27 protein-coding genes are annotated in these 24,050 nt (G+C 72.1%); 8 read left to right on the plus strand and 19 right to left on the minus strand.

Features of this window, described 5'->3' with window-relative positions; all coding sequences use genetic code 11:
* Positions 1-3 precede the first annotated feature (3 nt).
* Genes PVE36_RS13875 through PVE36_RS13885 form a run of 3 tightly spaced genes read right to left on the minus strand, consistent with a single transcriptional unit; the run spans position 4 to position 2,884 of the window.
* Complete coding sequence (locus tag PVE36_RS13875) at positions 4-1,377, minus strand: sensor histidine kinase (protein WP_277453155.1); 1,374 nt, start codon at positions 1,375-1,377, stop codon at positions 4-6.
* 9 nt (positions 1,378-1,386) lie between these two features.
* Entirely contained in the window at positions 1,387-2,028 is a 642-nt protein-coding gene (locus PVE36_RS13880) for a VOC family protein (protein WP_277453156.1), read from the minus strand.
* A gap of 46 nt (positions 2,029-2,074) precedes the next feature.
* Positions 2,075-2,884, minus strand: a complete 810-nt coding sequence (locus PVE36_RS13885) for an RNA methyltransferase (protein WP_277453157.1) — start codon at positions 2,882-2,884, stop codon at positions 2,075-2,077.
* A gap of 31 nt (positions 2,885-2,915) precedes the next feature.
* Between PVE36_RS13885 and PVE36_RS13890 the strand changes: the two genes are divergently transcribed.
* On the plus strand, positions 2,916-3,599 hold the full coding sequence (locus PVE36_RS13890; protein ID WP_277453159.1) for a phosphatase PAP2 family protein: 684 nt from the start codon (positions 2,916-2,918) through the stop codon (positions 3,597-3,599).
* Here the strand turns inward: PVE36_RS13890 and PVE36_RS13895 are convergent.
* Complete coding sequence (locus PVE36_RS13895) at positions 3,559-4,191, minus strand: maleylpyruvate isomerase family mycothiol-dependent enzyme (RefSeq protein ID WP_277453160.1); 633 nt, start codon at positions 4,189-4,191, stop codon at positions 3,559-3,561. The two genes, PVE36_RS13890 and PVE36_RS13895, sit on opposite strands and share 41 nt — an antisense overlap.
* Positions 4,192-4,265: 74 nt before the next feature.
* On the opposite strand from PVE36_RS13895, the gene PVE36_RS13900 reads away from it, so the two are divergent.
* Complete coding sequence (locus tag PVE36_RS13900; RefSeq protein WP_277453161.1) at positions 4,266-4,712, plus strand: MarR family winged helix-turn-helix transcriptional regulator; 447 nt, start codon at positions 4,266-4,268, stop codon at positions 4,710-4,712.
* 43 nt (positions 4,713-4,755) lie between these two features.
* On the opposite strand, the gene PVE36_RS13905 is transcribed toward PVE36_RS13900, so the two are convergent.
* The 9 genes from PVE36_RS13905 to PVE36_RS13945 all read right to left on the minus strand — a co-directional run bounded on the left by PVE36_RS13905 (position 4,756) and on the right by PVE36_RS13945 (position 12,111).
* The gene (locus tag PVE36_RS13905; protein ID WP_277453162.1) at positions 4,756-5,562 is read right to left on the minus strand and encodes a DUF1206 domain-containing protein; all 807 of its coding nucleotides are present in this window, start codon (positions 5,560-5,562) and stop codon (positions 4,756-4,758) included.
* A gap of 42 nt (positions 5,563-5,604) precedes the next feature.
* Positions 5,605-6,396 carry an HAD family hydrolase gene (locus PVE36_RS13910; protein WP_277453164.1) on the minus strand — a complete coding sequence of 264 codons (792 nt, stop codon included), beginning with the start codon at positions 6,394-6,396 and terminating at the stop codon, positions 5,605-5,607.
* Positions 6,397-6,799: 403 nt separating this feature from the next.
* Complete coding sequence (locus PVE36_RS13915; protein WP_277453165.1) at positions 6,800-7,666, minus strand: siderophore-interacting protein; 867 nt, start codon at positions 7,664-7,666, stop codon at positions 6,800-6,802.
* Positions 7,663-8,490 (minus strand): ABC transporter ATP-binding protein, encoded by an 828-nt coding sequence (locus tag PVE36_RS13920; protein ID WP_277455858.1) that lies wholly within the window; start codon positions 8,488-8,490, stop codon positions 7,663-7,665. Before PVE36_RS13920 ends, PVE36_RS13915 begins: the two co-directional genes overlap by 4 nt.
* A gap of 35 nt (positions 8,491-8,525) precedes the next feature.
* Positions 8,526-9,263: an iron ABC transporter permease gene (locus PVE36_RS13925; protein ID WP_277455859.1), complete on the minus strand. Its 738-nt coding sequence runs from the start codon at positions 9,261-9,263 to the stop codon at positions 8,526-8,528.
* Positions 9,185-9,451: an iron chelate uptake ABC transporter family permease subunit gene (locus PVE36_RS13930; protein ID WP_277455860.1), complete on the minus strand. Its 267-nt coding sequence runs from the start codon at positions 9,449-9,451 to the stop codon at positions 9,185-9,187. The genes PVE36_RS13925 and PVE36_RS13930 overlap by 79 nt, the downstream gene beginning before the upstream one ends.
* 127 nt (positions 9,452-9,578) lie before the next feature.
* Complete coding sequence (locus PVE36_RS13935; RefSeq protein ID WP_277453167.1) at positions 9,579-10,571, minus strand: iron ABC transporter permease; 993 nt, start codon at positions 10,569-10,571, stop codon at positions 9,579-9,581.
* A gap of 4 nt (positions 10,572-10,575) precedes the next feature.
* Entirely contained in the window at positions 10,576-11,613 is a 1,038-nt protein-coding gene (locus PVE36_RS13940) for an ABC transporter substrate-binding protein (protein WP_277453168.1), read from the minus strand.
* Between the two features lie 153 nt (positions 11,614-11,766).
* Entirely contained in the window at positions 11,767-12,111 is a 345-nt protein-coding gene (locus PVE36_RS13945; RefSeq protein ID WP_277453170.1) for a universal stress protein, read from the minus strand.
* Positions 12,112-12,294: 183 nt separating this feature from the next.
* On the opposite strand from PVE36_RS13945, the gene PVE36_RS13950 reads away from it, so the two are divergent.
* The 3 genes from PVE36_RS13950 to PVE36_RS13960 all read left to right on the plus strand — a co-directional run bounded on the left by PVE36_RS13950 (position 12,295) and on the right by PVE36_RS13960 (position 15,367).
* Complete coding sequence (locus PVE36_RS13950; RefSeq protein WP_277453171.1) at positions 12,295-13,320, plus strand: tripartite tricarboxylate transporter substrate-binding protein; 1,026 nt, start codon at positions 12,295-12,297, stop codon at positions 13,318-13,320.
* A gap of 92 nt (positions 13,321-13,412) precedes the next feature.
* Positions 13,413-13,862, plus strand: a complete 450-nt coding sequence (locus tag PVE36_RS13955) for a tripartite tricarboxylate transporter TctB family protein (RefSeq protein ID WP_277455861.1) — start codon at positions 13,413-13,415, stop codon at positions 13,860-13,862.
* Positions 13,862-15,367, plus strand: coding sequence for a tripartite tricarboxylate transporter permease (locus tag PVE36_RS13960; RefSeq protein ID WP_277453172.1), 1,506 nt, complete (start codon positions 13,862-13,864; stop codon positions 15,365-15,367). The genes PVE36_RS13955 and PVE36_RS13960 overlap by 1 nt, the downstream gene beginning before the upstream one ends.
* Before the next feature lie 67 nt (positions 15,368-15,434).
* On the opposite strand, the gene pyrE is transcribed toward PVE36_RS13960, so the two are convergent.
* The 3 genes from pyrE to PVE36_RS13975 all read right to left on the minus strand — a co-directional run bounded on the left by pyrE (position 15,435) and on the right by PVE36_RS13975 (position 17,573).
* Positions 15,435-15,989: an orotate phosphoribosyltransferase gene (gene pyrE, locus PVE36_RS13965; protein WP_277453173.1), complete on the minus strand. Its 555-nt coding sequence runs from the start codon at positions 15,987-15,989 to the stop codon at positions 15,435-15,437.
* A gap of 70 nt (positions 15,990-16,059) precedes the next feature.
* Positions 16,060-16,824 carry an SDR family oxidoreductase gene (locus PVE36_RS13970; RefSeq protein ID WP_277453175.1) on the minus strand — a complete coding sequence of 255 codons (765 nt, stop codon included), beginning with the start codon at positions 16,822-16,824 and terminating at the stop codon, positions 16,060-16,062.
* Positions 16,821-17,573: a dienelactone hydrolase family protein gene (locus PVE36_RS13975; protein ID WP_277453176.1), complete on the minus strand. Its 753-nt coding sequence runs from the start codon at positions 17,571-17,573 to the stop codon at positions 16,821-16,823. The genes PVE36_RS13970 and PVE36_RS13975 overlap by 4 nt, the downstream gene beginning before the upstream one ends.
* A gap of 46 nt (positions 17,574-17,619) precedes the next feature.
* Here PVE36_RS13975 and PVE36_RS13980 point away from each other — a divergent pair, with 46 nt between their 5' ends.
* Together PVE36_RS13980 and PVE36_RS13985 are read left to right on the plus strand one after the other, a co-directional pair.
* Positions 17,620-18,438, plus strand: coding sequence for an exodeoxyribonuclease III (locus tag PVE36_RS13980; RefSeq protein ID WP_277453177.1), 819 nt, complete (start codon positions 17,620-17,622; stop codon positions 18,436-18,438).
* A complete protein-coding gene (locus tag PVE36_RS13985) occupies positions 18,435-19,319 on the plus strand; it encodes an alpha/beta hydrolase (protein WP_277453178.1) in 885 nt (294 codons plus the stop codon). Before PVE36_RS13980 ends, PVE36_RS13985 begins: the two co-directional genes overlap by 4 nt.
* On the opposite strand, the gene PVE36_RS13990 is transcribed toward PVE36_RS13985, so the two are convergent.
* Genes PVE36_RS13990 through PVE36_RS14000 form a run of 3 tightly spaced genes read right to left on the minus strand, consistent with a single transcriptional unit; the run spans position 19,281 to position 22,735 of the window.
* Positions 19,281-20,981, minus strand: coding sequence for an MFS transporter (locus tag PVE36_RS13990; RefSeq protein WP_277455862.1), 1,701 nt, complete (start codon positions 20,979-20,981; stop codon positions 19,281-19,283). The two genes, PVE36_RS13985 and PVE36_RS13990, sit on opposite strands and share 39 nt — an antisense overlap.
* Positions 20,981-21,670, minus strand: a complete 690-nt coding sequence (locus PVE36_RS13995; RefSeq protein WP_277453179.1) for an LppX_LprAFG lipoprotein — start codon at positions 21,668-21,670, stop codon at positions 20,981-20,983. Before PVE36_RS13995 ends, PVE36_RS13990 begins: the two co-directional genes overlap by 1 nt.
* Before the next feature lie 9 nt (positions 21,671-21,679).
* A complete protein-coding gene (locus PVE36_RS14000; RefSeq protein WP_277453181.1) occupies positions 21,680-22,735 on the minus strand; it encodes an NAD(P)/FAD-dependent oxidoreductase in 1,056 nt (351 codons plus the stop codon).
* Positions 22,736-22,874: 139 nt separating this feature from the next.
* Between PVE36_RS14000 and PVE36_RS14005 the strand changes: the two genes are divergently transcribed.
* Positions 22,875-24,050 (plus strand): acyl-CoA dehydrogenase family protein, encoded by a 1,176-nt coding sequence (locus PVE36_RS14005; protein ID WP_277453183.1) that lies wholly within the window; start codon positions 22,875-22,877, stop codon positions 24,048-24,050.

Below are 24,050 nucleotides of genomic sequence, written 5' to 3' on the forward strand. Positions count from 1 at the left end.
CGCTCACGAGTCACCCCCGGAGCGAAGGGGGATCCGCGCCCGCACGCGGTAGCCGCCCAGCGGGCGTGGTCCCATCTCGACCGCGCCGTGGTGGGAGGAGATCCGCTCCCGGATGCCCAGCTGGCCCATGCCCGTCCCCGATGTCCCGGGGCGCGGACGCCCGTCGTCGGTGACCTCGACCTCCGCGGTGGACGCGTCCACCCGCACCGACACCCGGGCGGTACGTGCGGTCGAGTGCCGAGTGACGTTGGTCAGGGCCTCCTGGGTGGTCCGGTAGAGCGAGTGACCGATCGCGGTGGGCACCCGGTCCAGATCGCCGGGGTCCTCCTCGACGACTTCGTGCACCACGGTGAGCGCGGTGGATGACCGGGAGTCGGCCAGCTGCGGGATGTCACCCAGCCCCGGCTGCGGGGTGTGGTCCGAGCCGTCCCAACCAGCCTCCTCGACGAAGCCGGCGGAACCGTCCGCTCCACCGGCACCGGCTGACCCGGGCACGGCCTCCCCCTTCCGTAGGGTGCCGAGCAGGCCACGCATCTGGCCCACCGCGTCGCGGGAGCCGGACTCGATCCGGCCGAGGGCCCCCTTCGCCGCCTCGGGGTCGGTGTCGAGGACCCGACGGGCCGCTGCCGCCTGCACCCCGATCCCGGAGACGTGGTGGGCGACGACGTCGTGCAGCTCCCGGGCGATGCGCAACCGCTCCTCGATGACCGCGCTCTCGCGCAACCGCTCGGCCTGGCTGCGGATCGTGGCGGCCCGCTCGACGAGGTCGGCGCGCTGCCGGGCGCCGCGCCAGGCCAGCTGCCCGCCGACGACGGCACCGCCGAAGTAGAGGACGTTGACGATCCCGGCGATCAGCGGCGCCGCGACGGTCACCGGGATGAGTGCATCCGGGTCGGGGGTGGTGACCATGTCGCTGGCCACCCGGCCGACGGCGAACCCCCACACCAGCCAGAGGAACATCGCGATGAGGATCACCGTGTAGGTGGCCACCATGGCGCGCCGGTTGCGCGCCCAGGCGACGCCGGCGAAGATCACGAGGAAGTACACGATCTGCGTCGACAGCAGGCTGGACATCAGCATCACGTAGGTGCCGATCGCCCAGTACGCGAGCGTGGCCAGCGACGCGGTGACCAGCGGCCACTGCCGCCGGGTCAGCAGGAAGAGGCAGGGTACGGTGGTCAGCACCCACTGCTGGGTGACGGAGACGTCGACCTCGGAGAGGCTGCCGACGGAGCGCATCAGCTCCAGGACGAAGAGGGAGAGGACCACCGAGGCCAAGGTGAGGACCACGTCCCCGCGGCTGACACCGCTGCCGGGGCGGACCCAGTCGTCGTCGAGCGAAAGGGCGTCACCGAGGCGCTCGACAACAGAAGCCATCCGGCTCGGTCAGAGGGTGACGGGACCGTTGGGGGTGTTGAAGGTGACCGACATCAGGCCGGGCGTGCCGTTGGGCGCGATGAAGTCGAAGTCGATGACCGAGGAGGTCTCCTCCGGAGGCAGGCCACCCAGCCAGTCGCGCACCCGGTCGGGGTCACCGGCGATCTGCAGCGACGCGATGGTCACCTCGGTCTCCGCCTCCTGCGACGGGTGCGGCGAGCCCTCGCCCCACTTGACGAAGAAGGGCAGCTGCGGGTCCGCGAGGGTGCCCTTGATGCCGATCTGCTTCCACAGGAACTCGCGACCGTCGGCGAGGCGCCGGTTGCCGTTGACCGCCTGGCGGTCCAGACGCTTCTCCACCGACTCCAGGTCGTCGTCGACGCGGATGACCCAACCCATCCAGCCGCCACCGGCCTCGGAGCGGGCCCGCACGACCTGACCGAAGGGGGCCTTGTCCGAGCTGGGGTGGTCGAGCACCTCGACGATCTCGACGTACCGCTCGTGCGCCAGCGGCAGGATCATGTTGCGGGTGCCGAACCGCGGGTGCAGACCACCGTCGACCGGTGCGACCCCGAGGGCCTCACCAAGACGCTCGGCGGTGGCCTTGACACCGCTCTGGTCGGCTGCAAAGGAGACGTGGTCAACGCGCATGGTGGCATCGTGACACAGGCCGCAATCGGGCCAGTAATCGGGTCGGTCAGACCGCCCGACGCTGGCGGACCGCCTCGTAGACGACGATGGCCGCCGACGTGGCGACATTGAGCGAATTGGCCTGCCCCACCATGGGAATCCGCACGCGGTGCTGCGCCCGGGCCAGGGCGGCGTCGGTCAGGCCGTACTTCTCGGAGCCGACCGCGACGGCGACCGGGCCGGTGAGGTCGGCGTCCGTGTGGTCGACGTCGGTGTCCGGCGTCGTCGCGACGACGGCGACGCCGTGCTCGGCCAGCCACGTCCACGCCTCGTCGGTGCTCGCGGAGGCGACCGGGACGGAGAAGACCGTGCCCTTGCTCGAGCGGATGACGTTGGGGTTGCCCCAGTCGGTGACCGGGTCGGCGGCGATGACGAGGGCGACCCCTGCCGCGTCGGCGGTGCGGAGCATCGCGCCGAGGTTGCCCGGCTTCTCCACCCCCTCGCAGAGCAGGACCAGCGCCCCCTCGGGCAGGTCGACGTCGGCGAGCGCGCGTCCGGGCGAGGGCACCCGGGCGAGGATCCCGTCCGGCCCCTCGCGGTAGGCGACCTTCTCGAACGCGGACCGACCCAGCTCGACGACCTCCGCACCGGATCGGCGGACGCGCTCGACGAGCGCAGCCCCGGCACCGGGGTCGAGCATCAGGTCGGGGCAGTGGAAGAGGGCGTGCGGCACGACACCGGCGTCGAGGGCGAGCGTGGTCTCCTCGAGACCCTCGAGGAGCGTGGTCCCGGAGCTCTCGCGCACGCGGCGTCGGCGCAGCGTGACGAGGTCCTTCAGGCGCTGGTTGGCGGGAGAGGTGATGACGAGATCGGGCATGGCAGGCACCAGCATGCCGCACAATCGGGTGGTGGCTGCCGATCGTTCCGCTCCCGTCCGCCTCGTGTCGGCAGTGCTCGCCATGACCGGCGTGATGCTGCTCGTCGCGGCGGTCGGCGAGTTCATCGTCGTGCCCTCCGGCCTGGTGCGCGGGATCGACCTCGCATGGGTCGAGCGGGCCCGCGGCTGGATCGACGGACGTCCCGCGCTCGAGGACGCCACCCTGCTGTGGGCCGACCTCAGCGGACCGTGGGTGGTGCACCCGCTCGTGCTGCTGCTCGCAGCCGGTCTCGTGCTCACCGGTCGGGCTCCTCGCCGGGCCCTGCTCGTCGTACCCCTCGGGCTGGCGGGTTGGGCCCTGGGGTCGCTGTGCAAGCTGCTCGTCGCCCGCCCGCGCCCGGAGCCGGACGTCCCGATAGCGATGGTCGACAGCTTCTCCTACCCGAGCGGCCACGCCACCAACGTCGCGCTCGGCGCGGTTCTCGTCATCGCACTGCTGCGGATGGTGGGTCGGCGCTGGATCCGGTGGTCCGCGACGGTGCTCGTCCTCCTCGTCGCGGCCCTGACCGTCCTCAACCGACTCGCGCTCGGGGTCCACTTCGTCAGCGACGTCGTCGCCGGGCTCGTCCTGGGGGTCACCATGGCGCTCGTCGGGCTACGACTGCTCGGTCCCGTCACACCAGGGCGCGAAGGGCGTCACTCGCCTCTCCCGTGAGCCGCGCCGGGTCGGCCGGCCGCCCCGCGCAGAGCATGAGCAGCTCGACCATCGCAGCCTCGACCACCGGCCCCGAGCCGCGGGCCCAGTCGGTGTCGGTCGCGACCATGCGCACGCCGCGCACGACGCGACGGCTGCCGAGGAGGCCCGCCAGGAGGCGGCACCGGTCGGCAGCCACCGAGGCCGCCGTCGGGTCGGGATCGTGGTGCAGCCCGAGCGGGCGCACGATGTCCTGGTGGTGCACGAGCGCATCGACGAGGGTCTCGACGGAGGTCGTCGTCGGGACGTGCCGGGTCGACGTGGCCCATCGCTCGAAGTCGGCGACGATCTGCTCCCGGGGTTGCTGCCCCCTTCGCCGCACGTCGCGGAAGATCGCCTCGTTGTAACCGAGGCGCGCGGCGTCGGCGAAGACCGCGGGCAGCTGACGCCAGCCGATCTGCGGGTTGGAAATGACGTGGGCGGCCACGTCCTGCACGCTCCAGCCGGTGCACAGCGACTCGTGCGCCCACTGCTGCGGCGTCAGCGTGCGCAGGGTGGCGGCGAGCGCCGCCCTCTCGGTGTGGATGTGCCGCCACAGGGTCGCGTGGTCCATGGTCGTCCTCCCGACATGCCCCACCTATATAGTCAGCCTAACTGACTATCTGCGTCAAGGGTGAGGAGCCGATCGTGACCGTGCAGGACGATGCCGAGGGGCTGTCCACGGCGCTGCTGATGTTCATCCCGTTCCGGCACGCCGAGGAGCGGATCCTGCGCGCCCTGACCGACGCCGGGCACGCCATCACCCTCGCCCAGGCCCGCGTCTGCGCACGGATCGGCCCGGACGGCACCCGACTGACCGAGCTCGCCGACGCGGCGCAGATCACCAAGCAGAGCGCTGCCACCCACGTCGAGGCACTCGAGCGTGCCGGGTACGTCGAGCGCGCGCCCGATCCCACCGACGCGCGAGCTCGGCTCGTGCGGCTCACCCCGGCGGCCACTCAGCTGCAGCTCGTCGCCCGCCGGGAGGAGGCTGCCATCGAGGCGGAGTGGACCGCCCACCTCGGCGCCCCGGCGATGCGGCAGCTGCGCAGGTCCCTCGCCCTGCTGCGCGGGATCACCGACCCCTGGGCCTGAGCAGACGGCGAGCCCGCACCCAGGTCGTCCCGGCCGGGAACCGTCAGATGCGCTGGTGGCGCGCCCGGGCCAGGAGGTAGAGGCCGAAGGCGACGAAGCCCACGCCCACGGCCGTGATCAGGTACGGGCCGAAGGGCTCGTCCTTCAGGGACTTCAGCGCCCCGTCCAGACCGGCCGCCTCGGACGACTGGTGCTGCACGGCGGCGAGGACGAAGAAGGCACCGACGAGGCCGAGGACGACCCCCTTCGCGGGGTAGCCGATCATCCCCAGGGCACGCGCCGGCGCACCGGGGTCCTTCTCGAGGTCCTCGAGGAACTTGTGGGTGAGCCCCTTGTGCACGTGGTAGGCGCCGACACCGACGATGACGACACCGATCGCGCCGACGAGCACCTGGCCGGCGGGCTGCGCCATGAGGGCGGTGGTGACGCCCTGGGAGGACTGCTCGGAGGACTTCGAGGAGCCCGAGCCGAGAGCGAACTGGGCCGCGGTGAAGGCCAGGACGGCGTAGACCGCGGCCTTGGCGACGGCCTTGCCCCGATCGAGCCAGCCGTCTCCCACGCCGGGCGCGATCGCGACGGTCAGCTGCCACACCACGAGCGCCAGCAGGCCGATGACGATGATCCACATCAGCAGCGCGCCGGCCGGGTTGCTCGCGAGCGCGGCGAGGGCCCCGGACTGGTCGGCAGAGCCGCCACCACCCCAGGCCACCCGGGTGGCGGTGTACCCGATGACGATGTGCAGCAGCCCCGACATGAGGAAGCCCCATCGGGCCATGGCGTCGAGGACGGGGTGGTCGCCGACATCACGCACGACCCGGCGGGCTTCGTCGAGCCCCTGGTTGGCATTCACGAGGACATCATCCACCCGCGCGGCTCCGCGCGGAGCATCCGCTCAGAGCAACGGTCGCAACGCGTCCACGAGGCCGTCCTCCGCGACGCGTCCGGTCCGCTCGTCGGCGGCGGCAACGACCTCGTCGGGGGCGTCGCCCATGGCGACCCCGCGGGCGGCCCACCGCAGCATCTCGAGGTCGTTGCGCTGGTCGCCGGCCGCGAAGGTGCGACCCGGCTCGATCCGCAGGGTGCGCCGGACGATCTCCAGGGCCGACCCCTTGGAGACGCCCTCCGGTGCGAGGTCCAGCCACGCGGTGTAGCCGACGGCGTACTCGACCCCGTGCAGTCCGATCCGCTCGACGAGCCGGAGGAAGTCGTCGCTGTCCCCGTCGGGGTCGTGGAAGGTCACGCGGGTCGCCGGCTTGGCGACGAGCTCATCCCACGGGACGACGACCTGGCGACCCCAGAGCACGCCCTCGGGGTAGGGCCGGGCGACCTTGAAACCGACCCCCACCTCCTCGACGGCGGCCAGGATGTCGGGGGCGTGCTCGCGCACGAGGTTCATCGCGGGCTTGGGGTCGAAGGTCACCATCTCCTCGACGCGGTAGCCCTGCGGCTGCGACGAGTCGAGACCGATGGTCACCGCGCCGTTGGAGCAGACCGCCATCCCCCGGTCGAGCTCCAGCATCTCCAGGACCGGGAGCGTCGCGACCACCGAGCGCCCGGTGGAGATGACGACGTGGTGCCCGGCGTCCGCCACCGCCCGCACCGCCTCGCGGGTCGCCGGAGGCATCCGGCCGTCGTGCGTGAGGATCGTGCCGTCGACATCCAGTGCGACGAGGTGCGGCTCCATGCCCGAACGCTATCCGGCACCGCCCCTTCCCCCGCGCAGCGCCCCACCGCAAGCCCCCGATCGCGTGTCGGGCGGCCACCGACGAGAGTCCTTCCCGACGCTTGTGCCGTACCTCATCTGGTGGGATGCGTCCCACCACACGAGGTAGGGCACAAGCGTCGGACCAAGGGGGTTGGTTGGTCGGTCACGCGGCGGAGCGGACGAAGGGGGTTGGTCCGGTCACACAGCGGAGTGGACGCAGGGGGTGGTGGTCCGACTCAGGCCGAAGTCCGGACTGTCACGACTCCGGTGCGACCGCTACGACACGAGTCCGGACTTCGCGCCAAGGACCGCCGCGCCCTGCGTCCGCGCAGCCGCCGCGCCCCGGCCGAATTCACCGGTTGACCGGTCACACGAGCAGGCCTCAGCCCCGCGCAGCCCCGAGCTTCCAGTACCCGGAGAAGGTGATCGCCTTCTTGTCCATGCCGACCTCCTGCACGAGGTGCCGACGCAGCGAGGTCGCCAGACCCGACTCCCCGCACGCCCATGCGTAGTCGAGGCCGGCGGTGGTCGCCGGGTCCGCGGCGAGCGCAGCCAGCACCGCGGTTCCCGGGTCGGCGTCGCCGCGCTCGTGCACGGTGATCCCGGCCGGCAGCTCGACGCCGCCGAGGACGGACGCCGCGGGCACCTCGACGTGGGCGTCGACGCCGGCGCCCGGGCCGGGCAACCCCCTTCGCTCCCGCTCCTCGAGGATCGCCAGGAGCGCGGGGACCGCGGTCTCGTCCGCGGCGAGGAGCTGGCGCGGCGGCTCGAAGGCCGTGTACAGCGCTCCCCCGGAACGGAACCCGACAGGGTCGCCGACGGCCGCACGCAACGCCCAGGCCGACCCCGGCCCCGAGTCGCCGTGCGTGACGATGTCGACGTCGACCTCACCGCGCGAGCGGCGCAGCTCGCGGATCGTGTACCAGCGCAGTCCCGGCTGCTGCTCCTCCGGCATGTCGGCGACGGCGGCGCGCACGTTGACCCGCTCGCCGTCGGGCATGTGCAGCCGCCCGTCCGCGCCGGGCATGAGCAGCCCGAAGTACTCGTCCGGCCCGGCGAGCTCGTAGCCGGTGAACTCGGGCGCCGCGAGCGTGATCCGCCGCATCGAGGCGTTGAGCTCACGCACTGCGGCGACGCTCGCCCGGAACTGCACGTGGCCGGTGCGCTGGGCGACGTCGGCCATCGAGTTGCGGTACCAGACGCGCGCCGCGCCGAAGACGACTCGGTCCTTCAGCTCGGCGATCTTCATGACTGCTCCTGGGGTCGGGGGAGGACGACGGGGGTGCCGGTGTCCGGGTCGGTCAGGATCCGGCAGCGCACGTCGAAGACCTCGTGGACGAGCTCCTCCGTGACGACCTCGCGCGGGTCACCCCGGGCGACGATCCGGCCCTCGCGCACGGCGACGAGGTGGGTGGCGTAACGAGCGGCCATGGCCAGGTCGTGCAGGACCATGACCACCGTGGTGCCGCGCGCGGCGTTGAGTGAGCGCACGAGGTCGAGCACCTCGATCTGGTGGGCGATGTCGAGGAAGGACGTCGGCTCGTCCAGCAGCAGGATGTCCGGCTGCTGGGCGAGGGCGAGCGCGATCCACACCCGCTGGCGCTGGCCACCGCTCAGCTCGTCGACGACGCGCTCGGCCAGACCGACCGTGCCGGTCAGCTCCATCGCCTCGGCGACGACCGCGTCGTCCTCACGGCTGGGCCTGCGCAGGATGCCCTGGTGGGGGTGGCGGCCGTGGGCGATCAGCTCGGTGACCGTCAGCCCCTCGGGCGCGACCGGTCCCTGCGGCAGCAGGCCGATGCTGCGGGCGACGGCCTTCGTCGGGGTCCTGGCCAGGTCGCGCCCGTCGAGCACGATCCGACCCTCCCGGGCGGGCAGCAGCCGGGCGAGGCCGCGCAGGAGGGTGGACTTGCCGCAGCCGTTCGGCCCGACGATGGCGGTCACCTCGCCGTCGGGCACGTCAAGGTCGAGGCGCTCGACGACCGTGCGGTCGCGGTAGCCGAGGGTGACCGACTCGGCACGCAGCCGGGCGGGGACGACGGCGCGGGCCTCCCCCTTCGCCCGGTCGGCCATCGGCGTCACTGACGGGGTGTGCGTGTCGGCGGTCATCAGCTCTCCACTCGGGTTCGGGTGACGATGAGCCACAGGAGGAAGGGGGCACCGGCCAGTCCCGTGACGACGCCGACGGGCAGGTTGGCCCCGCCGGGCACGAGGTAGGCGCCGATGTGGTCGGCGACGACCACCATGAGCGCACCGATGAGGGCGATGTCGACGAGCCGGGTGCGCCCCTGGTGCAGGCGGCGACCGATCGGGCCGGCGAGCAGCGCGACGAAGGCGATCGGTCCGCACACGGCGCAGGTGGCGGCGACGAGCAGGACCACCCCGAGCATCGCGAGCGCCCGGTGGCGGTCGACCGTGACGCCCAGGCCGGCGGCGAGGTCGTCGCCGAGCATCATCACGCGCAGCTGCCGGTGCAGCAGGAGCATCGCCGGCAGTGCCACGGCGGCGAGCACCGCGAGGCGGCCGATCTCCGTCCAGCTCGCGGAGGCGACCGACCCGGTCAGCCAGACCATCGCCTCGGACAACCGGTAGACGTCCGCGCGCAGCAGGACCCAGTGGGTCAGTGCGACGAGCAGCGCGGAGCAGCCGACGCCGACGATGATCAGGGCGTGGGTACCCCCCTTCGCTCCCCCGCTGCTCATGCCCACGAGGAAGGCGGCCACGGCCAGCGCACCGAGGAAGGCCGCCAGCGTGACGGCCGGCCCGGTCAGGCCGAGGACGATGAGCGAGAAGACGGCCGCGGTCGACGCACCCCCGCTGATGCCGAGGATGTCGGGGCTCGCCAGGGGTTGCGCATGAGGTCCTGCATGACCGCGCCGGCGACGGCCAGCGAGGCGCCCGCGAGCACCGCGGCGATCGCCCGCGGCAGCTTCGACTCCATGAGGATGAAGCTCGCGCCGGGGATGTCCGTGCCGCCGATGATCGCCAGCGTGTCCGGGACGGTGATCGTGTAGTCGCCGAGGGTGACGCGCACGACGAGGGCCGCGACGACGAGCAGCCCCAGGGCCCACGTGCGGCGCAGCCCCGTCGCGAGCGGTCACGCCGCACCCTGCGCACGAGCTGTGCGGTCTCGGACGTGGGGTCGGGTGCGGTGGTCAGCGTCATCGGCGCACCGCCCGACGGGCGAGGACGATGAGCACGGGGGCGCCGACGACCGCGGTCATCACGCCCACCTGGACCTCGCCCGGGGGGGCGATGACCCGCCCGAGGGTGTCGGCAGCGACGACGAGGGCCGGGCCCACCAGCAGCGAGCCGAGGAGGAGGCGGCCGTGGTCGGGCCCGGTGAAGAGCCGCAGGAGGTGCGGGACCGCGAGGCCGACGAAGGCGATCGGACCGGCGAGCGCGCACGCGGCCGCGGTGAGCAGCAGCGCCCCGGCCAGCGCTCCGCCCCGGGCGAGCACGACCCGCTGCCCGAGGGAGCGGGCGACGTCGTCACCGAGCGCCATCGCGTTGAGCGTGCGCCCGGAGGTCAGCGTGAGCACGAGCCCGACGAGGACGAAGGGCAGGACCGGCAGGATCAGCCCGGCGTCCTTGCCCGCGACCGACCCCACCTGCCAGTAGCGGAAGAGGTCGAGCGCGGTGTCGTCGGCGAGGAGCAGGCCGACCATGATGCTCGAGCTGGCGGCCATGATCGCCGCGCCGGCGAGGGCGGTGGTCATCGGCTGGTGGCGAAGGGGAACGGTCGAGGTGATCGCGTGGACGAGGACTCCGGCGAGGATCACCCCGAGCAGTGCGGTCCACAGGTAGTCGACGACACCGTCGAGGAGCCCGGCGCGGATGCCGATGACGACGAGCAGCGCTGCCCCGGCGTTGAGCCCGAGGATGCCGGGCTCGGCGATCGGGTTGCGGGTCAGGCCCTGCAGCACCGTGCCGGCGATGGCGACGCAGGCACCGACGACGACCGCGATGAGGGTCCGGTCGACCCGGGCGGCGACGATGCCGGCGGCCGCGTCGTCACCCGCGTCGCGGACGGCGGCGAGGACCTGGCCGGTGGCCAGGGACTCCGCCCCGACGAGCACCGACGCGACCGATGCCGCCGCGAGGAGGAGCAGGCCCCCCACCGCGACGGCACCCGTCCGCGTGGCACCGGTCATGGGCTCAGACGGACTTCGCGGCGTCGGCCACGGAGGGGAGGAACTCCGTCACCGCGACCTCCATGGAGATCGGCGAGGGCGAGGACATCGTCATCGCGACCGAGTTGTCCGCGGACGCGACGAAGCTGCCGCGCTCGATCGCCGGGATCCTGCCGAGGAGCGGGTCGTTCGTGATCTTCTCGACCTGCTTGTCGCTCTCGACGTAGAAGATCACCACGTCGGCGTCGATGTCGCGCGCCTTCTCGGCGGAGACGGAGAAGAAGAAGGCCTCGCCCTTCGAGTTCTTCTCCACGATCCCGGCGTCCTCCATGCCGAAGCGGCGCAGCAGCTGCGGGCGCAGGTCGATGCTGGTGTAGATGTCGATCGTCGACATGTCGGTCGGGCTGAAGGAGAGCCAGGCGACGGACTTGCCCTTGACCTCGGAGTGCTTGGCCACCGCCTCGTTGATGAGTCGGTTGGTCTCGCCGATGAGCTTGCCGGCCTGGTCAGGGCGCCCGATGGCCTTGCCGATCATCTTCACGCTGACCTCCCAGGGCGTGCCCCAGGCCAGCTCGGGGTAGGCAACGGTCGGCGCGATCTTCGACAGCTTCTGGTAGTCCTCCTTCGTCAACCCGGAGTTGACGCCGAGGACGAGGTCGGGCGTGAGCTGTGCGATCTCGTCGACGGGGATGCCGTCGGTGTCGTCGTAGCGCACGATCTCCGCGTCGGGGTCGATCTCCTTGACGGCCTGGTCGAACCAGTCGGTCGAGCCCTGCTCGTTGCCGCCCCAGGTGATCTTGGTGGCGCCCACGGGCAGGACCCCGAAGGAGGCGAGGACGTCGTGGTCGTTCCAGCCGACCGTCGCGATGCGCGTGGGCGCCTCGGTGATCTCGGTCGTGCCGAAGGCGTGCTCGAGCGTCACCGGGAAGGCGCCGGACTCCGCGGAAGCCGACTCTCCCCCCTTCGTCCCGGACCCGCTGTCGGCCGAGCCGGTCGCGCAGGCGGAGAGAGCGAAGAGGAGTGCGGGGGCCGAGGTGATGACGGCACGGCGGTTCGGCGACATGGGCGTTCCCTTGGGGTGGGCGACTAAGGAGATCCTAACTTAGGACTGGCTCACCTTAAACGCAACCAGCCAACCCTTCGCAACTGCTTAGGCTCCTGCGAAGGGAGCCGCCCCACCCTTCGCAACTGCTTAGGCTCTTGCGAGCGTGGCGGCTCAGGGCTTGACGCAGATGACCGGGACGCCCGCCTCGAGGATGATCTGCTGCGCCTGCGAGCCCAGGATGAGCTTGGCCACCGCCGTCCGGTGGCGGACGCCCACCGCGATCACCGAGACCTGCTCGCGCCCGGCGCAGTCCAGCAGATCGCCGACCGCGGACTGGGAGCGCTCGTCGGGTCGCTCCACGCGCTCGACGACGTCGCCGAGGTCGGCGGAGGGGGTGTGCTCTCCGTCGAGGACGAAGTAGATCAGGTCCTCACCCCGGCGCGTCGCCTCCGCGATGCCGAAGCGGTAGGCGGCGTCCCCCTCGGCGGTGGGGGTTCCGGCAACGAGCACGGTCATGGCGACCTCCTGGTTGATCGATCCGTCTCCTCAGACTAACCATCCCGCAGGGTCGGTCCGGGGGCACGCGGAGGTGCGGGGCGACTGGGCGGTAGCACCTCAGGGACCTTACAGTGGCGGTGACGCAGAGCACACCGCGCGATGTCCCCGCCGCGTGGCGCACCCGACCCAGGAGTTGACCCCATGGCAGCCGACGACGGCAGCGCGGCCACCGCGCCGCCGGGCGCAGATCCCACCCGGCGACGCGCCCTGAGCCTCGGTTTCGGCGTCCTCGCAGTCCCCGTCATCGGGGCGGCCGGCTACCAGTCGATCCGCGCGGCGGATCAGGGCAGCAGCGTCCGGTCGAACCTGACCCTCGTCGCGCCGGCCGCGGCGGGCGGCGGCTGGGACGCCTTCCAGCGGGAGATGCAGGAGGCGATGCGCGCCAACAGCCTCGTCGGCAATGTCCAGGTCCTCAACATCCCCGGGGCCGGGGGCACCATCGCCGTCGGCAGCATGAAGGAACGCAACACCGCCAACTACCTCATGGTCGGCGGCACGGGGCAGATCGCGGCGCACGCGCAGTTCGACACCCCCTCCACGATCACCGACCTCACCCCCGTGGCCCGGGTGGTCGAGGAGCTCTTCCTCGTCAACGTCCCGGCCGACTCCCCCTACGAGGACCTGCAGTCCCTCGTCGACGCCTGGCGCAAGGACCCCGAGCAGATCGCGTGGACCGGCGGCGGCTCGTCCGACCAGATGGTGATCACCGAGCTCGCCCTGGCGGCCGGCATCAGCCCCGCAGACATCACCTACATCCCCTCCTCCGGTGGCGGTGAGGCCATCCAGGCCATGCTCAACGGCACCGCCCAGGCGTCCTCGGGCGGCTTCCCCGACATCTACCCGCAGGTCCAGTCCGGACGACTGCGCGGCCTCGGCGTCGCCGCGAAGAATCGCTTGGAGGGGGTGGACATCCCGACCATGCCGGAGCAGGGGTTCGACGTGACCCTGACGAACTGGCGTGCCCAGTTCGCCCCGCCCAATGCGAGCGAGGAGGACGTGGCCGAGTTCGTCACGCTGATGGAGGAGACCACCGCGACCGCCGAGTGGAAGGACGCGGTCAAGCGCAACTACTGGGTGGAGGTCCCGCTCTCGGGACCGGAGCTCGACGACTTCATCCAGTCGGAGATCGACAAGATCGGCTCCCTGATCAAGGAGATGGGTGTATGACGCAGGCCGACGTGGGCGGCGTCCCGCCCGAGAACCGCGCCCGGCACGAGGCCGCGAGAGGCGGTTTCTGGCACGGCCGCTCCGCGCTCGTCATGCCGGCGATCGTCGGGGCCTTCAGCCTCTTCCTGCTCGTCGGCAGCGCGCTGCTGGACCCCGGAGAGGCCGAGTTCCCCGGCCCACGCTTCGTGCCCGTCATCGTCGGGGGGACCGGGCTGGTCCTGGCGGTCCTGCTGGCCGTGGGCGTGCTGCGCAGTCCCGAGCCGGTCGATGACCCCACTGCCGGGACGTACCGCACCTACTCCGACTTCGCCGCCCTGGCTTGGGTGACGGGCGGCTTCCTCGCCTTCGCACTGCTCCTGCCCTACCTCGGCTGGATCCTCGCCGGAGCCCTGGTCTTCTGGTGCACCGCGCACGGCTTCGGCTCCCGGCGGCCCCTCTTCGACGTCCTCGTCGCGCTCTTCCTCAGCTCGCTGATCTACCTCGTCTTCGGTACCGCGCTGGGCCTGAACCTGCCGTCCGGCATCCTGGGAGGTGGCTTCTGATGGAGACCCTCGACCTGCTGATGCAGGGCTTCGCCGGGGCGCTGACACCGATGAACCTCATGTGGGTGGTCATCGGCTGCCTGCTCGGGACCGCTGTCGGCGTGCTGCCCGGCCTGGGGTCCTCCATGGCCGTGGCGCTGCTGCTGCCGATGACCTTCGCCCTGGACCCGACGGCGGCCTTCATCCTCTTCGCCGGCGTGTACTTCGGTGGCCTCTTCGGCGACTCGACGATGGCCATCCTGCTCAACACACCGGGACAGGCCTCGGCCATCGCCTCGACCTTCGAGGGACACCGGATGGCCAACGCCGGCCGCGCCCCGCAGGCCCTGGCCACCGCTGCGATCGGCGCCTTCATCGGCGGCATGATCTCCTCGGTGCTCGTCGTCTTCGTCTCCCCGAGCCTGGTGGAGTTCTCCTCGATGTTCGGCCCCGAGGAGTTCTTCGCCCTGGCGATGTTCGCCTTCATCGCCACCGCCTCGGTCGTCTCGGACAACGTCCTCAAGGGTCTGGCCTCGCTGGTCCTGGGCCTCGGAATCACCGTGGTCGGCGTCGACTCGGTCTCCGGCGTCGAGCGCTTCACCCTCGGTCTCCCCGAGCTCTTCGAGGGCATCTCCCTGGTGACCGTCACCGTGGCGGTTCTCGCCCTCGGCGAGGTGCTGTACATCGCCTCCCGGGTGCGACGGGACAGGGAGGACCTGCAGGTCCGCAAGGCCGGCCGCGGGTTCCTCAGCCGTCAGGAGTTCCTCGAGGCCGCGCCCGCGTGGGGCCGCGGCACCGTCATCGGGCTGCCCTTCGGCGTCATCCCCGCCGGCGGTGCCGAGATCCCGACCTTCATCTCCTACGACGTCGAGCGACGCCTCGACCGGCGACGCAAGAAGCCGAAGTTCGGCACGGGCGCCATCCGCGGCCTCGCCGCACCGGAGGCCGCCGGCAACGCCACCACCGGTATGGCCATGGGTGCCCTGCTGGCCCTGGGTCTGCCGATCTCGGCAACGGCAGCGATCATGCTCGCGGCCCTCCAGCAGTACGGCCTGCAACCCGGCCCCCTGCTCTTCGAGCAGAGCGCGGACCTCGTGTGGGCACTGCTGGCCAGCTTCTTCATCGCCATGGTCGTGCTCCTCGCGATCAACCTGCCCTTCGCCCAGCTCTGGTCGAAGCTCCTGCTGATCCCCAAGCACTATCTCTACGGCGGGATCACCCTCTTCTGCGGCCTGGGCATCTACGCCACCGCAGCGTCCGTCTTCGACCTGGTCCTGCTGCTGATCATCGGGATCATCGGTTTCGTGATGCGCCGCTACGACTACCCGCTGGCGCCGCTGATGATCGGCATGGTGCTCGGGCCGCTGGCCGAGACGTCATTGCGGGACGCGCTGCTGGCCTCGGTGGGTGACCCGGTCACGCTCGTCACCGGCTGGATCACGTGGGTGATCTACGCACTCCTGCTGCTCGTCGTCGGCGCCTCCGCGTGGGGCGCCCTGCGCAAGCGCACCCAGCGCGACGTCTGACCGCCCCTCGTCCCCTCCTCCTTTTCGCAACTGCTTAGGCTCCTGCGAAGGGGGTGGGGGACTCGGCTCAGGCGAGGCCGAGGTCGGCCAGGCCGAAGACGTGCCGGTACTCCAGGCCCGCCTCGGCGAACTTCTCGGCCGCGCCGGTGGCCCGGTCGGCGATCGTGGCGACGGCGACGACCTCGGCGCCGGCCTCGCGGGCGGCGGTGGCCGCCTCGAGAGGGGAGGAACCGGTCGTCGAGGTGTCCTCGACGATGAGCACGCGACGGCCCTCGATCGACGGGCCCTCGATGCGCTGCTGCAGGCCATGCGCCTTGCCGGCCTTGCGCACGACGAAGGCGTCCAGGCGCTCCCCCGTCGCCGCCGTCGCGTGGAGCATCGACGTGGCCACCGGGTCCGCGCCGAGCGTCAGCCCGCCGACGGCGTCGAAGTCGAGGTCGGCCACCATGTCGAGCATGACCCGACCGACGAGCGGCGACGCCTCGCCGTCGAGGGTGATGCGGCGCAGGTCGACGTAGTAGTCGGCCTCCGCGCCGGAGGAGAGCGTGACCCGTCCGTGGACGATGGCCTTGTCCTTGACGATCTCGAGCAGGCGGGCGCGGTCAGCGGCGATGTCAGTCACGGCCCGCAGTCTATGGCCGCGCTCCCGGAGCCTGCACTTCCCCACGGGGCGTGCGAAGGGGGCCGGAGACTCAGTCCTTGCGGTGCAGGGAGCGGACGCGACGGCTGCGGACCAGCGCGCGCGGTGCGTGCCGCACGAGGGTGGCGACCGCCTTGTACTGCCGGCTCGGGACGGAGACGACCGTGCCGGACTCGGCGTCGGCGAGCGCCGCACGCACGACGTCGGCCGCGTCGAGCCAGAAGGGGCCGGTCCGCTCGCCCTTGTCGATGCCCGCCCGCTCGTGGAACTCCGTGCGGACGTACCCCGGCAGCAGCGCCGTCACCGAGACCCCGGTCCCCACCAGCTCCCCCGCGAGCGACTCGGTGAAGGTGGTCACGTACGACTTCGCTGCCGAGTAGGTCCCGCTGGCGAGGTACCCGGCGACGGAGGAGACGTTGATGATCCGGCCGTGGCCGCGCGCCTGCATCGTCGTCGCGGCCGCGTGGCTGAGCACGAGGACCGCATGCACGAGCACGTCGAGGAGCTGCTCCTCGGCGCGGACGTCGCTGTCGACGAAGCGCGAGTTCAGGCTGTACCCGGCGTTGTTGACCAGGACGTCGACCGGCCGGGAGGGATCACGCAGCCGCTCCGCCACCCGCTCCAGCGCCTCCCGGTCGGACAGGTCCGCCGTCAGCACCTCCACGGCCACGCCGTGCGCCGAGCGCAGCTCGGCCGCGACCGACTCGAGCCGCGCGGAGTCGCGGGCGACGAGGACCAGGGGAACCCCCTTCGCCCCGAGCTGCTCGGCGAACTCGCGGCCGATGCCGGCGGTCGCCCCGGTGACCAGTGCGGTCATGCGCCGAGCGTGGCGTCGAAGAGCTCACGCAGCTCGGTGAAGTGCCGCTCGGCACCCGCCTCCTGGTAGCTGGAGGTGTCACTCATCGTGAAGCCGTGCGGGGCGTCCGGGTAGACCGCGGTGCGGGCCCGCAGGCCGTGCTCGGTGAGCGCCGCGTCCAGCCGGGCGACGTCCTCGGGCGGGTTGGTGCCGTCGTTGTCGGCGTGACCGTAGACGAAGGACGCCTGCGCGTCGACGAGCCTGCGGTGCGGGCTGTCCGGGTCGCTCGTCGCGATCGCTGCACCGTGGAAGCCACCGCATGCCGCCACCCTCGGGTCGAGGCCGGCGGCGCGGGTGGCGAACTTCGCGCCCATGCAGTAGCCGGTGACACCGATCGGCCCGTCGGCCACCCCGTCGAGCCCGCGCAGGGCCGCGATGTAGTGCGGCAGGTCGGCCTCCATGCGCTCCTGCGTCAGCGTCCCGACGCGCGGGATGCTCACCGTCCCGAACTCCGCCCGCTGCTCGGGGTCGGTCAGGTCCATGTCGCTCGGCGGGCTCGTCTGCGCGGCAGTGCCGAGGCGGTAGAAGGTGTTGGGAGCGAGGACGACGTAGCCCCACGAGGCGATGCGGTCGGCCATCTCCTCGATGCGCGGGCGCAGCCCGATGGCGTCCATGAACAGCAGCACACCGGGGTGGGCGCCATCGTCGGGTCGGGCGACGACCGCCTCGGCGGTGCCCTCGTCGGCAGGGATCTCGATGAAGGGACGCATGGACCGAACCTAGGTCGCCTCGGCGTCGGTGGCTAGGGTGACGCTCGTGCGTATCGCGACCTGGAACGTCAACTCCATCCGATCCCGAGTCGAGCGCGTCGAGGCCTGGCTGCAGCGCAGCGACATCGACGTGCTCGCCATCCAGGAGACCAAGGCGAGGGAGGACCAGTTCCCCCTCGAGCGCTTCACCGAGCTCGGGTACGAGGTCGCCCACCACGGCCTCAACCAGTGGAACGGCGTGGCGATCCTCTCCCGGGTGGGCATGGAGGACGTCTCCATCGGCTTCGACGGCGACCCCGGCTGGGGGGACCCGGTCGCACCGGAGGCCCGCTCGATCGGCGCGACCTGCGGTGGCGTGCGCGTCTGGTCCCTCTACGTCCCCAACGGCCGCGCGCTCGGCGACCCGCACATGGACTACAAGCTCGGCTGGCTGGAGCAGCTGCGGCAGCGCGCCGGCGAGTGGGCCGCCGAGGACACCCCGCTGGCGCTGTGCGGCGACTGGAACATCGCCCCGCGCGACGAGGACGTGTGGTCGATGGAGTACTACGCCGACAAGACGCACGTCTCGCCCCCGGAGCGGGCGGCCTTCGACGCCTTCCTCGACGACGGCTTCGTCGACGTCGTGCGCCCGCACACCCCCGGGCCGGAGGTCTACACCTACTGGGACTACCAGCGCCTGGCCTTCCCGAAGCGTCGCGGCATGCGCATCGACTTCGTCCTGGGGTCGGCCGCTCTCGCCGAGCGCGTCTCCGGTGCGGCCATCGACCGCGAGGAGCGCAAGGGCAAGGGCGCCAGCGACCACGCCCCGGTCATCGTCGGCCTCGACGGCGACGACGGCGCAGCGGCCCCCCGCGAGGCCAAGTGACTCCCGCGCCGCCGGCCCGCAGGCTGACCGTCGAGTCCCCCGACGGCGCCCGCATCGCCGTCTTCGACCACGCCCCCGACGGTGCCCCCACCGACCCCACGCTCGTGCTCGCGCACGGCTGGTGCCTGACCCACGAGGCCTGGGACCCGGTGGTCGCCGAGCTGCGGACCCGGCGACCCGACCTGCGGATCATCAGCTACGACCAGCCCGGGCACGGGCACTCCACGGTGGGGCTCGACCGCTCGGTCGGCCTGGTCGACCTCGGCGCGACCCTCCGCGCGGTCATCGAGGCCACCGCACCCGGGGACGACCTCGTCCTCGCGGGCCACTCCATGGGCGGCATGACGATCATGGCGCTGGCCGGGCTCGACCCGAACCTCCTGCGCGAGCGGGTCCGCGGGGCCGCCCTCGTCGGGACGGCGGCGCACCTGCCGGGCCGTCGGGGCATCCCCGGTGAGCGGCTCGCCATGGCCGCCCTCGCTCGACTGCCCTCGGGCTTCCGTGGACTGCCGACGACGCCGCGGCTGACCGCGGCCAACCTCTTCGGGGACGACCCCGACCCGCAGGCGGTCCGCGCCACCGCCCGGATGACCAGCCGCACCCGCGCCAACGTCGTCGCCGACTGGTACCGCGCGATCATGGGACTGGACCTGCGGTCGGGACTGGCCCCCTTCGCCTCGATGCCGACGGAGATCGTCACCGGCACCCGCGACCGGCTCACCCCGGTCTCGGCGGGGCGGCGCCTGGCGGCGCTGGTGCCGGGCGCGACCTTCCGGTCCGTGCCCGGCGTCGGCCACATGATCACGTACGAGGCGACGGACCTGGTCGCCACGCGCATCGAGTCACTCCTCGACGCCGAAGCCGCGAGCCAGCGCGCCTGACCCCTCACGCCGCCGGAGCCCGAGCAGGGCGAGGGCGACGACCGCGCCGACGAGGGAGGCGCCGGCAGCACCGAGGAAGACCGTGTGCACCTGCAGCAGCGCCGCGTCCAGCAGCGCCTGGCCGTCGGTCTGCTGCTCGGGCGTCATCGCGGCCACGGCCTCGTAGTACCGGTGCAGCCCGACCCCGGTGAGCAGCGCGAGGCCGACCACCATCCCGACCATCCGGGCGACGACGACGAGACTGCTCGCCGTGCCGTGGGCGTCCTGCGGCGAGTCGGCGAGCGCGGCGTCGTTGACCGGGGCGAGGGCCATGCCCAGGCCGAAGCCGACGAGGGCGAGCGTGACCGTCGCCGAGACCTCCTCGAGCGAGCCGCGCTGCCAGCCGGACATCAGGAAGAGGCCGACCGTGCCGAGGACGAGCCCGATGCCCGCGGAGAGGCCGTCGCCGATCCAGCGCAGGATCCAGCCGCCGACGAGCGCGCCGACGGGGACGGCGAGGAGGAACTTCACCAGCTCCAGGGCCGCGTCGGTCTGCGACCCGCCCGTGGTCAGCCGGGAGAAGAGCGGGACGTCGACGACCACCGCGACGAGCGCGACGCCGACGAGGAAGGATACGACCAGCGCCCACGGGGTGCGTCCGCGGACCGTGCCGCGGGGCACGAGCGGGTTCTCGGCGCGCCGGTGGCGCCAGACGTAGAGCGCGGCGCTGATGCCGGCGACCGGCAGCAGCGCGTAGCCGAGCGGGCCAACCACCTCGGTCTCCGGGTCGGCGGAGGCGAAGGTGAGGATGATGCAGCCCAGTGCGGTGCCGAGCAGCAGCGCACCGGGCAGGTCACTCACCCGCAACGGCGGCCACCAGCGGTCCCGCGTGATGACGACGAGCACGAGCAGCAGGACCGCCGTGAGGACACCGACCGGCGTGAGCACGCGGCTGTCGCCGGTGAAGGGCACGAACGGGAGGCCCAGGACGACGTCGGTCGCCAGGGCGGCGGGGGCGGCGAGCGTGAGCCACAGCAGGCCGATGGCCACGATCCCGAGCACCGTGGGGGCGAAGGGGGGTCGTCGCCTCTCCCCCGCGACCGCCGCGATCGCGATGAAGAGCATGACGCCGAGGACGACGTTGAGCCAGAAGATCGCCCGCCAGTCGGCGACGACGAGGACGGCGGCGCCGAGCAGGGGCCCGAGGACGGAGCCGAGCTCCTGGACCGCGCCGACGATGCCCAGCGGCATGCCGCGGCGTCCCGGTGGCCAGAGGTCGGCGACCAGCGCGAGGGTGGCCGGCACGAGCCCGCCCCCGCCGACACCCTGGACGACGCGTCCGGCGACGAGGACGTCGAGGTCGACGGCCAGGGCGGTCACGCCTGAGCCCACGACGAAGACGACGAGGCAGCCCAGCAGGATCTGCGAGCGCGGGATGAGGTCGGCGAGGCGGCCGATGAGCGGGAGGACCGCGACGTAACCCAGGAGGAAGCCGGAGATGATCGGGGCCGCGCGCTGCAGGTTGTCCAGGCCGAGGCCGACGCCGGCCATCATGTCGGTCAGCGCGAGGACGACGACGTAGGTGTCCGCCGCGGCGAGGGCGACGGCCGTCGACGCCAGGGCCAGCAGGGTGCGCGGGCGCGCGCCCAGGCGCGGGGACAGCTCTGCCACGGGGGTGCCCATCACTCGGGCGCGGTGATCTCGACGTTCTTGCCGTAGTCCTTCAGGGCGAGGGCGAAGGTCGTCGGCTTCTCCTCGTAGAAGTCCCCCTCGATGACGACGGAGCGCAGCTCACCGCTGTCGGGCTCGATGCCGTAGACGACGTCGAACTCGGTCGCGGACTCACCCAGGTTGAACAGTCGCTGGATGTCCTCCGCGGGGACGGTGCCGGTGTACTCCTGCAGCACGGTCTTGCCGTCGCGGACCTGCTCCCCGGCCTCGACGTCGGTGCTGGTCTCCAGGATCTGGTCGACACCGCTGCCGGCACGGAAGAACTCGGCCGGGTTGGGCGAGCCGAGGTCGGCCATGTCCACCCGGTTGAAGTCCTGGGTGAAGAAGGACATCCACGTCTCCTCGTCGACGGCGATGATCTCCACACCGGCCGAGTTGCCGTTGATGACGCCAGTGACCTGACCGCGGAACTTCGGGGTGGCCTCGTCGACGATCCCCGAGCCGGTGGCGGCGGAGACGCCGTTGCGGCCCTTGGGGATCGCCGACTGCTTGAGGTCGAAGGAGACGGTCCCGGCATCGACGAAGGACTGCTGCGCCGTCGCGAGGGCCTCGTCGGGGGGCGTGGTCTCGTCGAAGACCGAGCACCCGCTGACGAGGGCCAGGGTGAAGGGGAGGCTAACCAGCACAGCGCGTCGTCGCATGCGCACACGCTAGCCCGTGGGCGGGGCCTGCTGAGGCAGCGCGCGCAGCACGTGATCACGCACACGGGCCAGCCGGGTCGTCGTCGCCGTCCGCAGGGCGACCGACGATGCCGCACGCAGCACCTGGGTGGTGGCGTGCCGCCGCCTGTGGAAGGCGAGGGGTGCCCCCTTCGCCCCGTGGCGGTGGAGCATCCGCGCGAGGGTGACGGCGTCACGGACGGCCTCGTTGGCGCCGCGTCCGAGATTGGGCGCCATCGCGTGCGCGGCGTCACCGATGAGGACGAGGCCGTCGGCGGCGCTGCTCCGCAAGGGTGGTGCGAGCAGGATGCGCTGGACGTCCGCCTCGCCCCCGACCTGGGCCAGGATCCGCTGGAGAAGGGGGTCCCAGTCGCCGAATCGGCCGGTCGCCAGAGCGAGTGCCTCCTCGAGGGATGGCGCCTGGAGACCGTCGGCACGGCCCCCACGGACCGCGCAGAACCACGCGGCCCCCCGTGGGCCCGGGGTGATGCCGAAGAGCCCGCCGGGCCCCCACCACTCGGTCGGTCCCTCCGGTCGCGGCCCGGGCAGGTGGCCGCGCAGCGCGATCCAGCCGGTGGGGACGGGCGCGGTGTCGGGGAAGACGGTCTGCCGGCACACCGAGCGCACCCCGTCCGCACCGACGACCAGGTCCGCGCCGACCTCGCGCGCGAGAGCACGCGGGTCGGTGACCTCGCGGGTGAGGCGGGCGGCCCCGTCCGGCAGTGACGACTCGAGGGCGGCGACGATCTCGGGACGCGGCGCGAAGGTCAGCTCGGGCGTGCGGTGGTCGACCAGGACCTCGCCGGCCGCATCGCGAATGGTGCCGTGATCGGCCGCAACGGAGGCCGCGCGGACCCGCTCCCCCACACCGAGGCGGTCGAGGTCCGCCGTCGCGCCCCGCCACAACGCCAGGACCGTCCCTGCGCCGGCACGCTCGGGCCGCTCCTCGACGAGGGTCACCCGGAATCGGCCGGGGTCGAGCGCCGCCGCCAGGGTGAGCCCACCGATGCCGCCGCCGACGACGAGGACGTGTTCGGGAGGGTGCACGACTGCGACGCTACCGAGGCACACGGCCCATCTGACCCACGGCCCCGCGCTGACCCATAGGCCGGGACATCAGCCTGCATAGGCAAACGGTCTCGCCGGGGCATGTTCACCGCTGCGACCGCTGAGTACGTTGGTCGCCATGCACCGACGCCTCTCTGCGGACGACTCCGCCTTCCAGCAACGCATGCGGGACTACTTCACGACCGAGTTCCCCCAGGACCTGCGCGCCAAGGTCGCCGCAGGGGACAAGTTGTCCCCCGAGGACATCCGGCGCAGCCAGGCGACCCTCGCCGAGGCGGGGCTCGCTGTACCCGGCTGGCCGACCGAGTGGGGCGGCCAGGACTGGACCCCCCTGCAGAAACACATCTGGAACAGCGAGCTCCAGGCGGCCGCCGTGCCCCCGCCCCTACCCTTCAACACGTCGATGGTCGGTCCGGTGATCGCCGCCTTCGGATCGGAGGATCTCAAACGACGATTCCTCCCGAAGACGGCAACTGCCGAGATCTGGTGGTGCCAAGGATTCTCCGAGCCGGGCGCCGGCTCCGACCTCGCCTCGCTGCGGACGACCGCCGTACGGGACGGTGACGAGTACGTCGTCACCGGGCAGAAGACCTGGACCACCCTCGGCCAGCACGCCGACTGGATGTTCGCCCTCGTGCGCACCGACCCCGATGCGCCGAAGAAGCAGGCCGGCATCTCCTTCCTCCTCCTCGACATGCGCAGCGAGGGCGTGACGGTCAGTCCCATCCGGACCCTCGACGGGGGCGTCGAGGTCAACGACGTCTTCCTCGACGAGGTCCGCGTCCCTGCGGACCAGCTGGTGGGCGAGGAGAACCGCGGCTGGGACTACGCGAAGTTCCTCCTGGGCAACGAGCGCGTCGGCGTCGCCAACACCGGCCTGATCAAGCGCTGGCTCGTCCAGCTCAAGGAGCACGCCCAGCAGGTGCGCCTGGGCGAGGGCACCCTGCTCGACGACCCGGCCATCGCCGCGAGATTCGCCGAGGTCGAGGCCCAGCTCATGTCGGTCGAGCTGACCGCCATCCGGGTCTCCGGAACCTCTGAGGACGGCCGTCCCGACCCGGCCTCGTCGATCCTCAAGCTGTGCGGCTCCCAGCTGCAGCAGGACGTCCTCGAGCTCGCCGTGGACATCAGCGGTCCGATGTCCTTGGCCTGGGACTCCCTCGACTCGGTACCCACCTGGGCCGCGCAGAGCGTGCCGACCTACCTCAACTACCGCAAGGCCACGATCTACGGCGGATCCAGCGAGGTCCAGCGCAGCATCGTCGCGGCCACCATCCTCGGACTGAAGGGCTGA

Origin of the sequence: Janibacter sp. DB-40, assembly GCF_029510815.1 — a bacterium.
GTDB lineage: Bacteria > Actinomycetota > Actinomycetes > Actinomycetales > Dermatophilaceae > Janibacter.

Coding starts and splice junctions, on each gene's coding strand:
- PVE36_RS13935 (WP_277453167.1), bottom strand. CDS start 10,571: ATGACCGGTGCCACGCGGACGGGTGCCGTCGCGGTGGGGGGCCTGCTC.
- PVE36_RS13885 (WP_277453157.1), bottom strand. CDS start 2,884: ATGCCCGATCTCGTCATCACCTCTCCCGCCAACCAGCGCCTGAAGGAC.
- PVE36_RS13880 (WP_277453156.1), bottom strand. CDS start 2,028: ATGCGCGTTGACCACGTCTCCTTTGCAGCCGACCAGAGCGGTGTCAAG.
- PVE36_RS13920 (WP_277455858.1), bottom strand. CDS start 8,490: ATGGCCGACCGGGCGAAGGGGGAGGCCCGCGCCGTCGTCCCCGCCCGG.
- PVE36_RS14005 (WP_277453183.1), top strand. CDS start 22,875: ATGCACCGACGCCTCTCTGCGGACGACTCCGCCTTCCAGCAACGCATG.
- PVE36_RS13995 (WP_277453179.1), bottom strand. CDS start 21,670: ATGCGACGACGCGCTGTGCTGGTTAGCCTCCCCTTCACCCTGGCCCTC.
- PVE36_RS13945 (WP_277453170.1), bottom strand. CDS start 12,111: ATGACCGTGCTCGTTGCCGGAACCCCCACCGCCGAGGGGGACGCCGCC.
- PVE36_RS13975 (WP_277453176.1), bottom strand. CDS start 17,573: ATGCGTCCCTTCATCGAGATCCCTGCCGACGAGGGCACCGCCGAGGCG.
- PVE36_RS13960 (WP_277453172.1), top strand. CDS start 13,862: ATGGAGACCCTCGACCTGCTGATGCAGGGCTTCGCCGGGGCGCTGACA.
- PVE36_RS13875 (WP_277453155.1), bottom strand. CDS start 1,377: ATGGCTTCTGTTGTCGAGCGCCTCGGTGACGCCCTTTCGCTCGACGAC.
- PVE36_RS13970 (WP_277453175.1), bottom strand. CDS start 16,824: ATGACCGCACTGGTCACCGGGGCGACCGCCGGCATCGGCCGCGAGTTC.
- PVE36_RS13950 (WP_277453171.1), top strand. CDS start 12,295: ATGGCAGCCGACGACGGCAGCGCGGCCACCGCGCCGCCGGGCGCAGAT.
- PVE36_RS13955 (WP_277455861.1), top strand. CDS start 13,413: ATGCCGGCGATCGTCGGGGCCTTCAGCCTCTTCCTGCTCGTCGGCAGC.
- PVE36_RS13910 (WP_277453164.1), bottom strand. CDS start 6,396: ATGGAGCCGCACCTCGTCGCACTGGATGTCGACGGCACGATCCTCACG.
- PVE36_RS13990 (WP_277455862.1), bottom strand. CDS start 20,981: ATGGGCACCCCCGTGGCAGAGCTGTCCCCGCGCCTGGGCGCGCGCCCG.
- PVE36_RS13940 (WP_277453168.1), bottom strand. CDS start 11,613: ATGTCGCCGAACCGCCGTGCCGTCATCACCTCGGCCCCCGCACTCCTC.
- PVE36_RS13895 (WP_277453160.1), bottom strand. CDS start 4,191: ATGGACCACGCGACCCTGTGGCGGCACATCCACACCGAGAGGGCGGCG.
- PVE36_RS13915 (WP_277453165.1), bottom strand. CDS start 7,666: ATGAAGATCGCCGAGCTGAAGGACCGAGTCGTCTTCGGCGCGGCGCGC.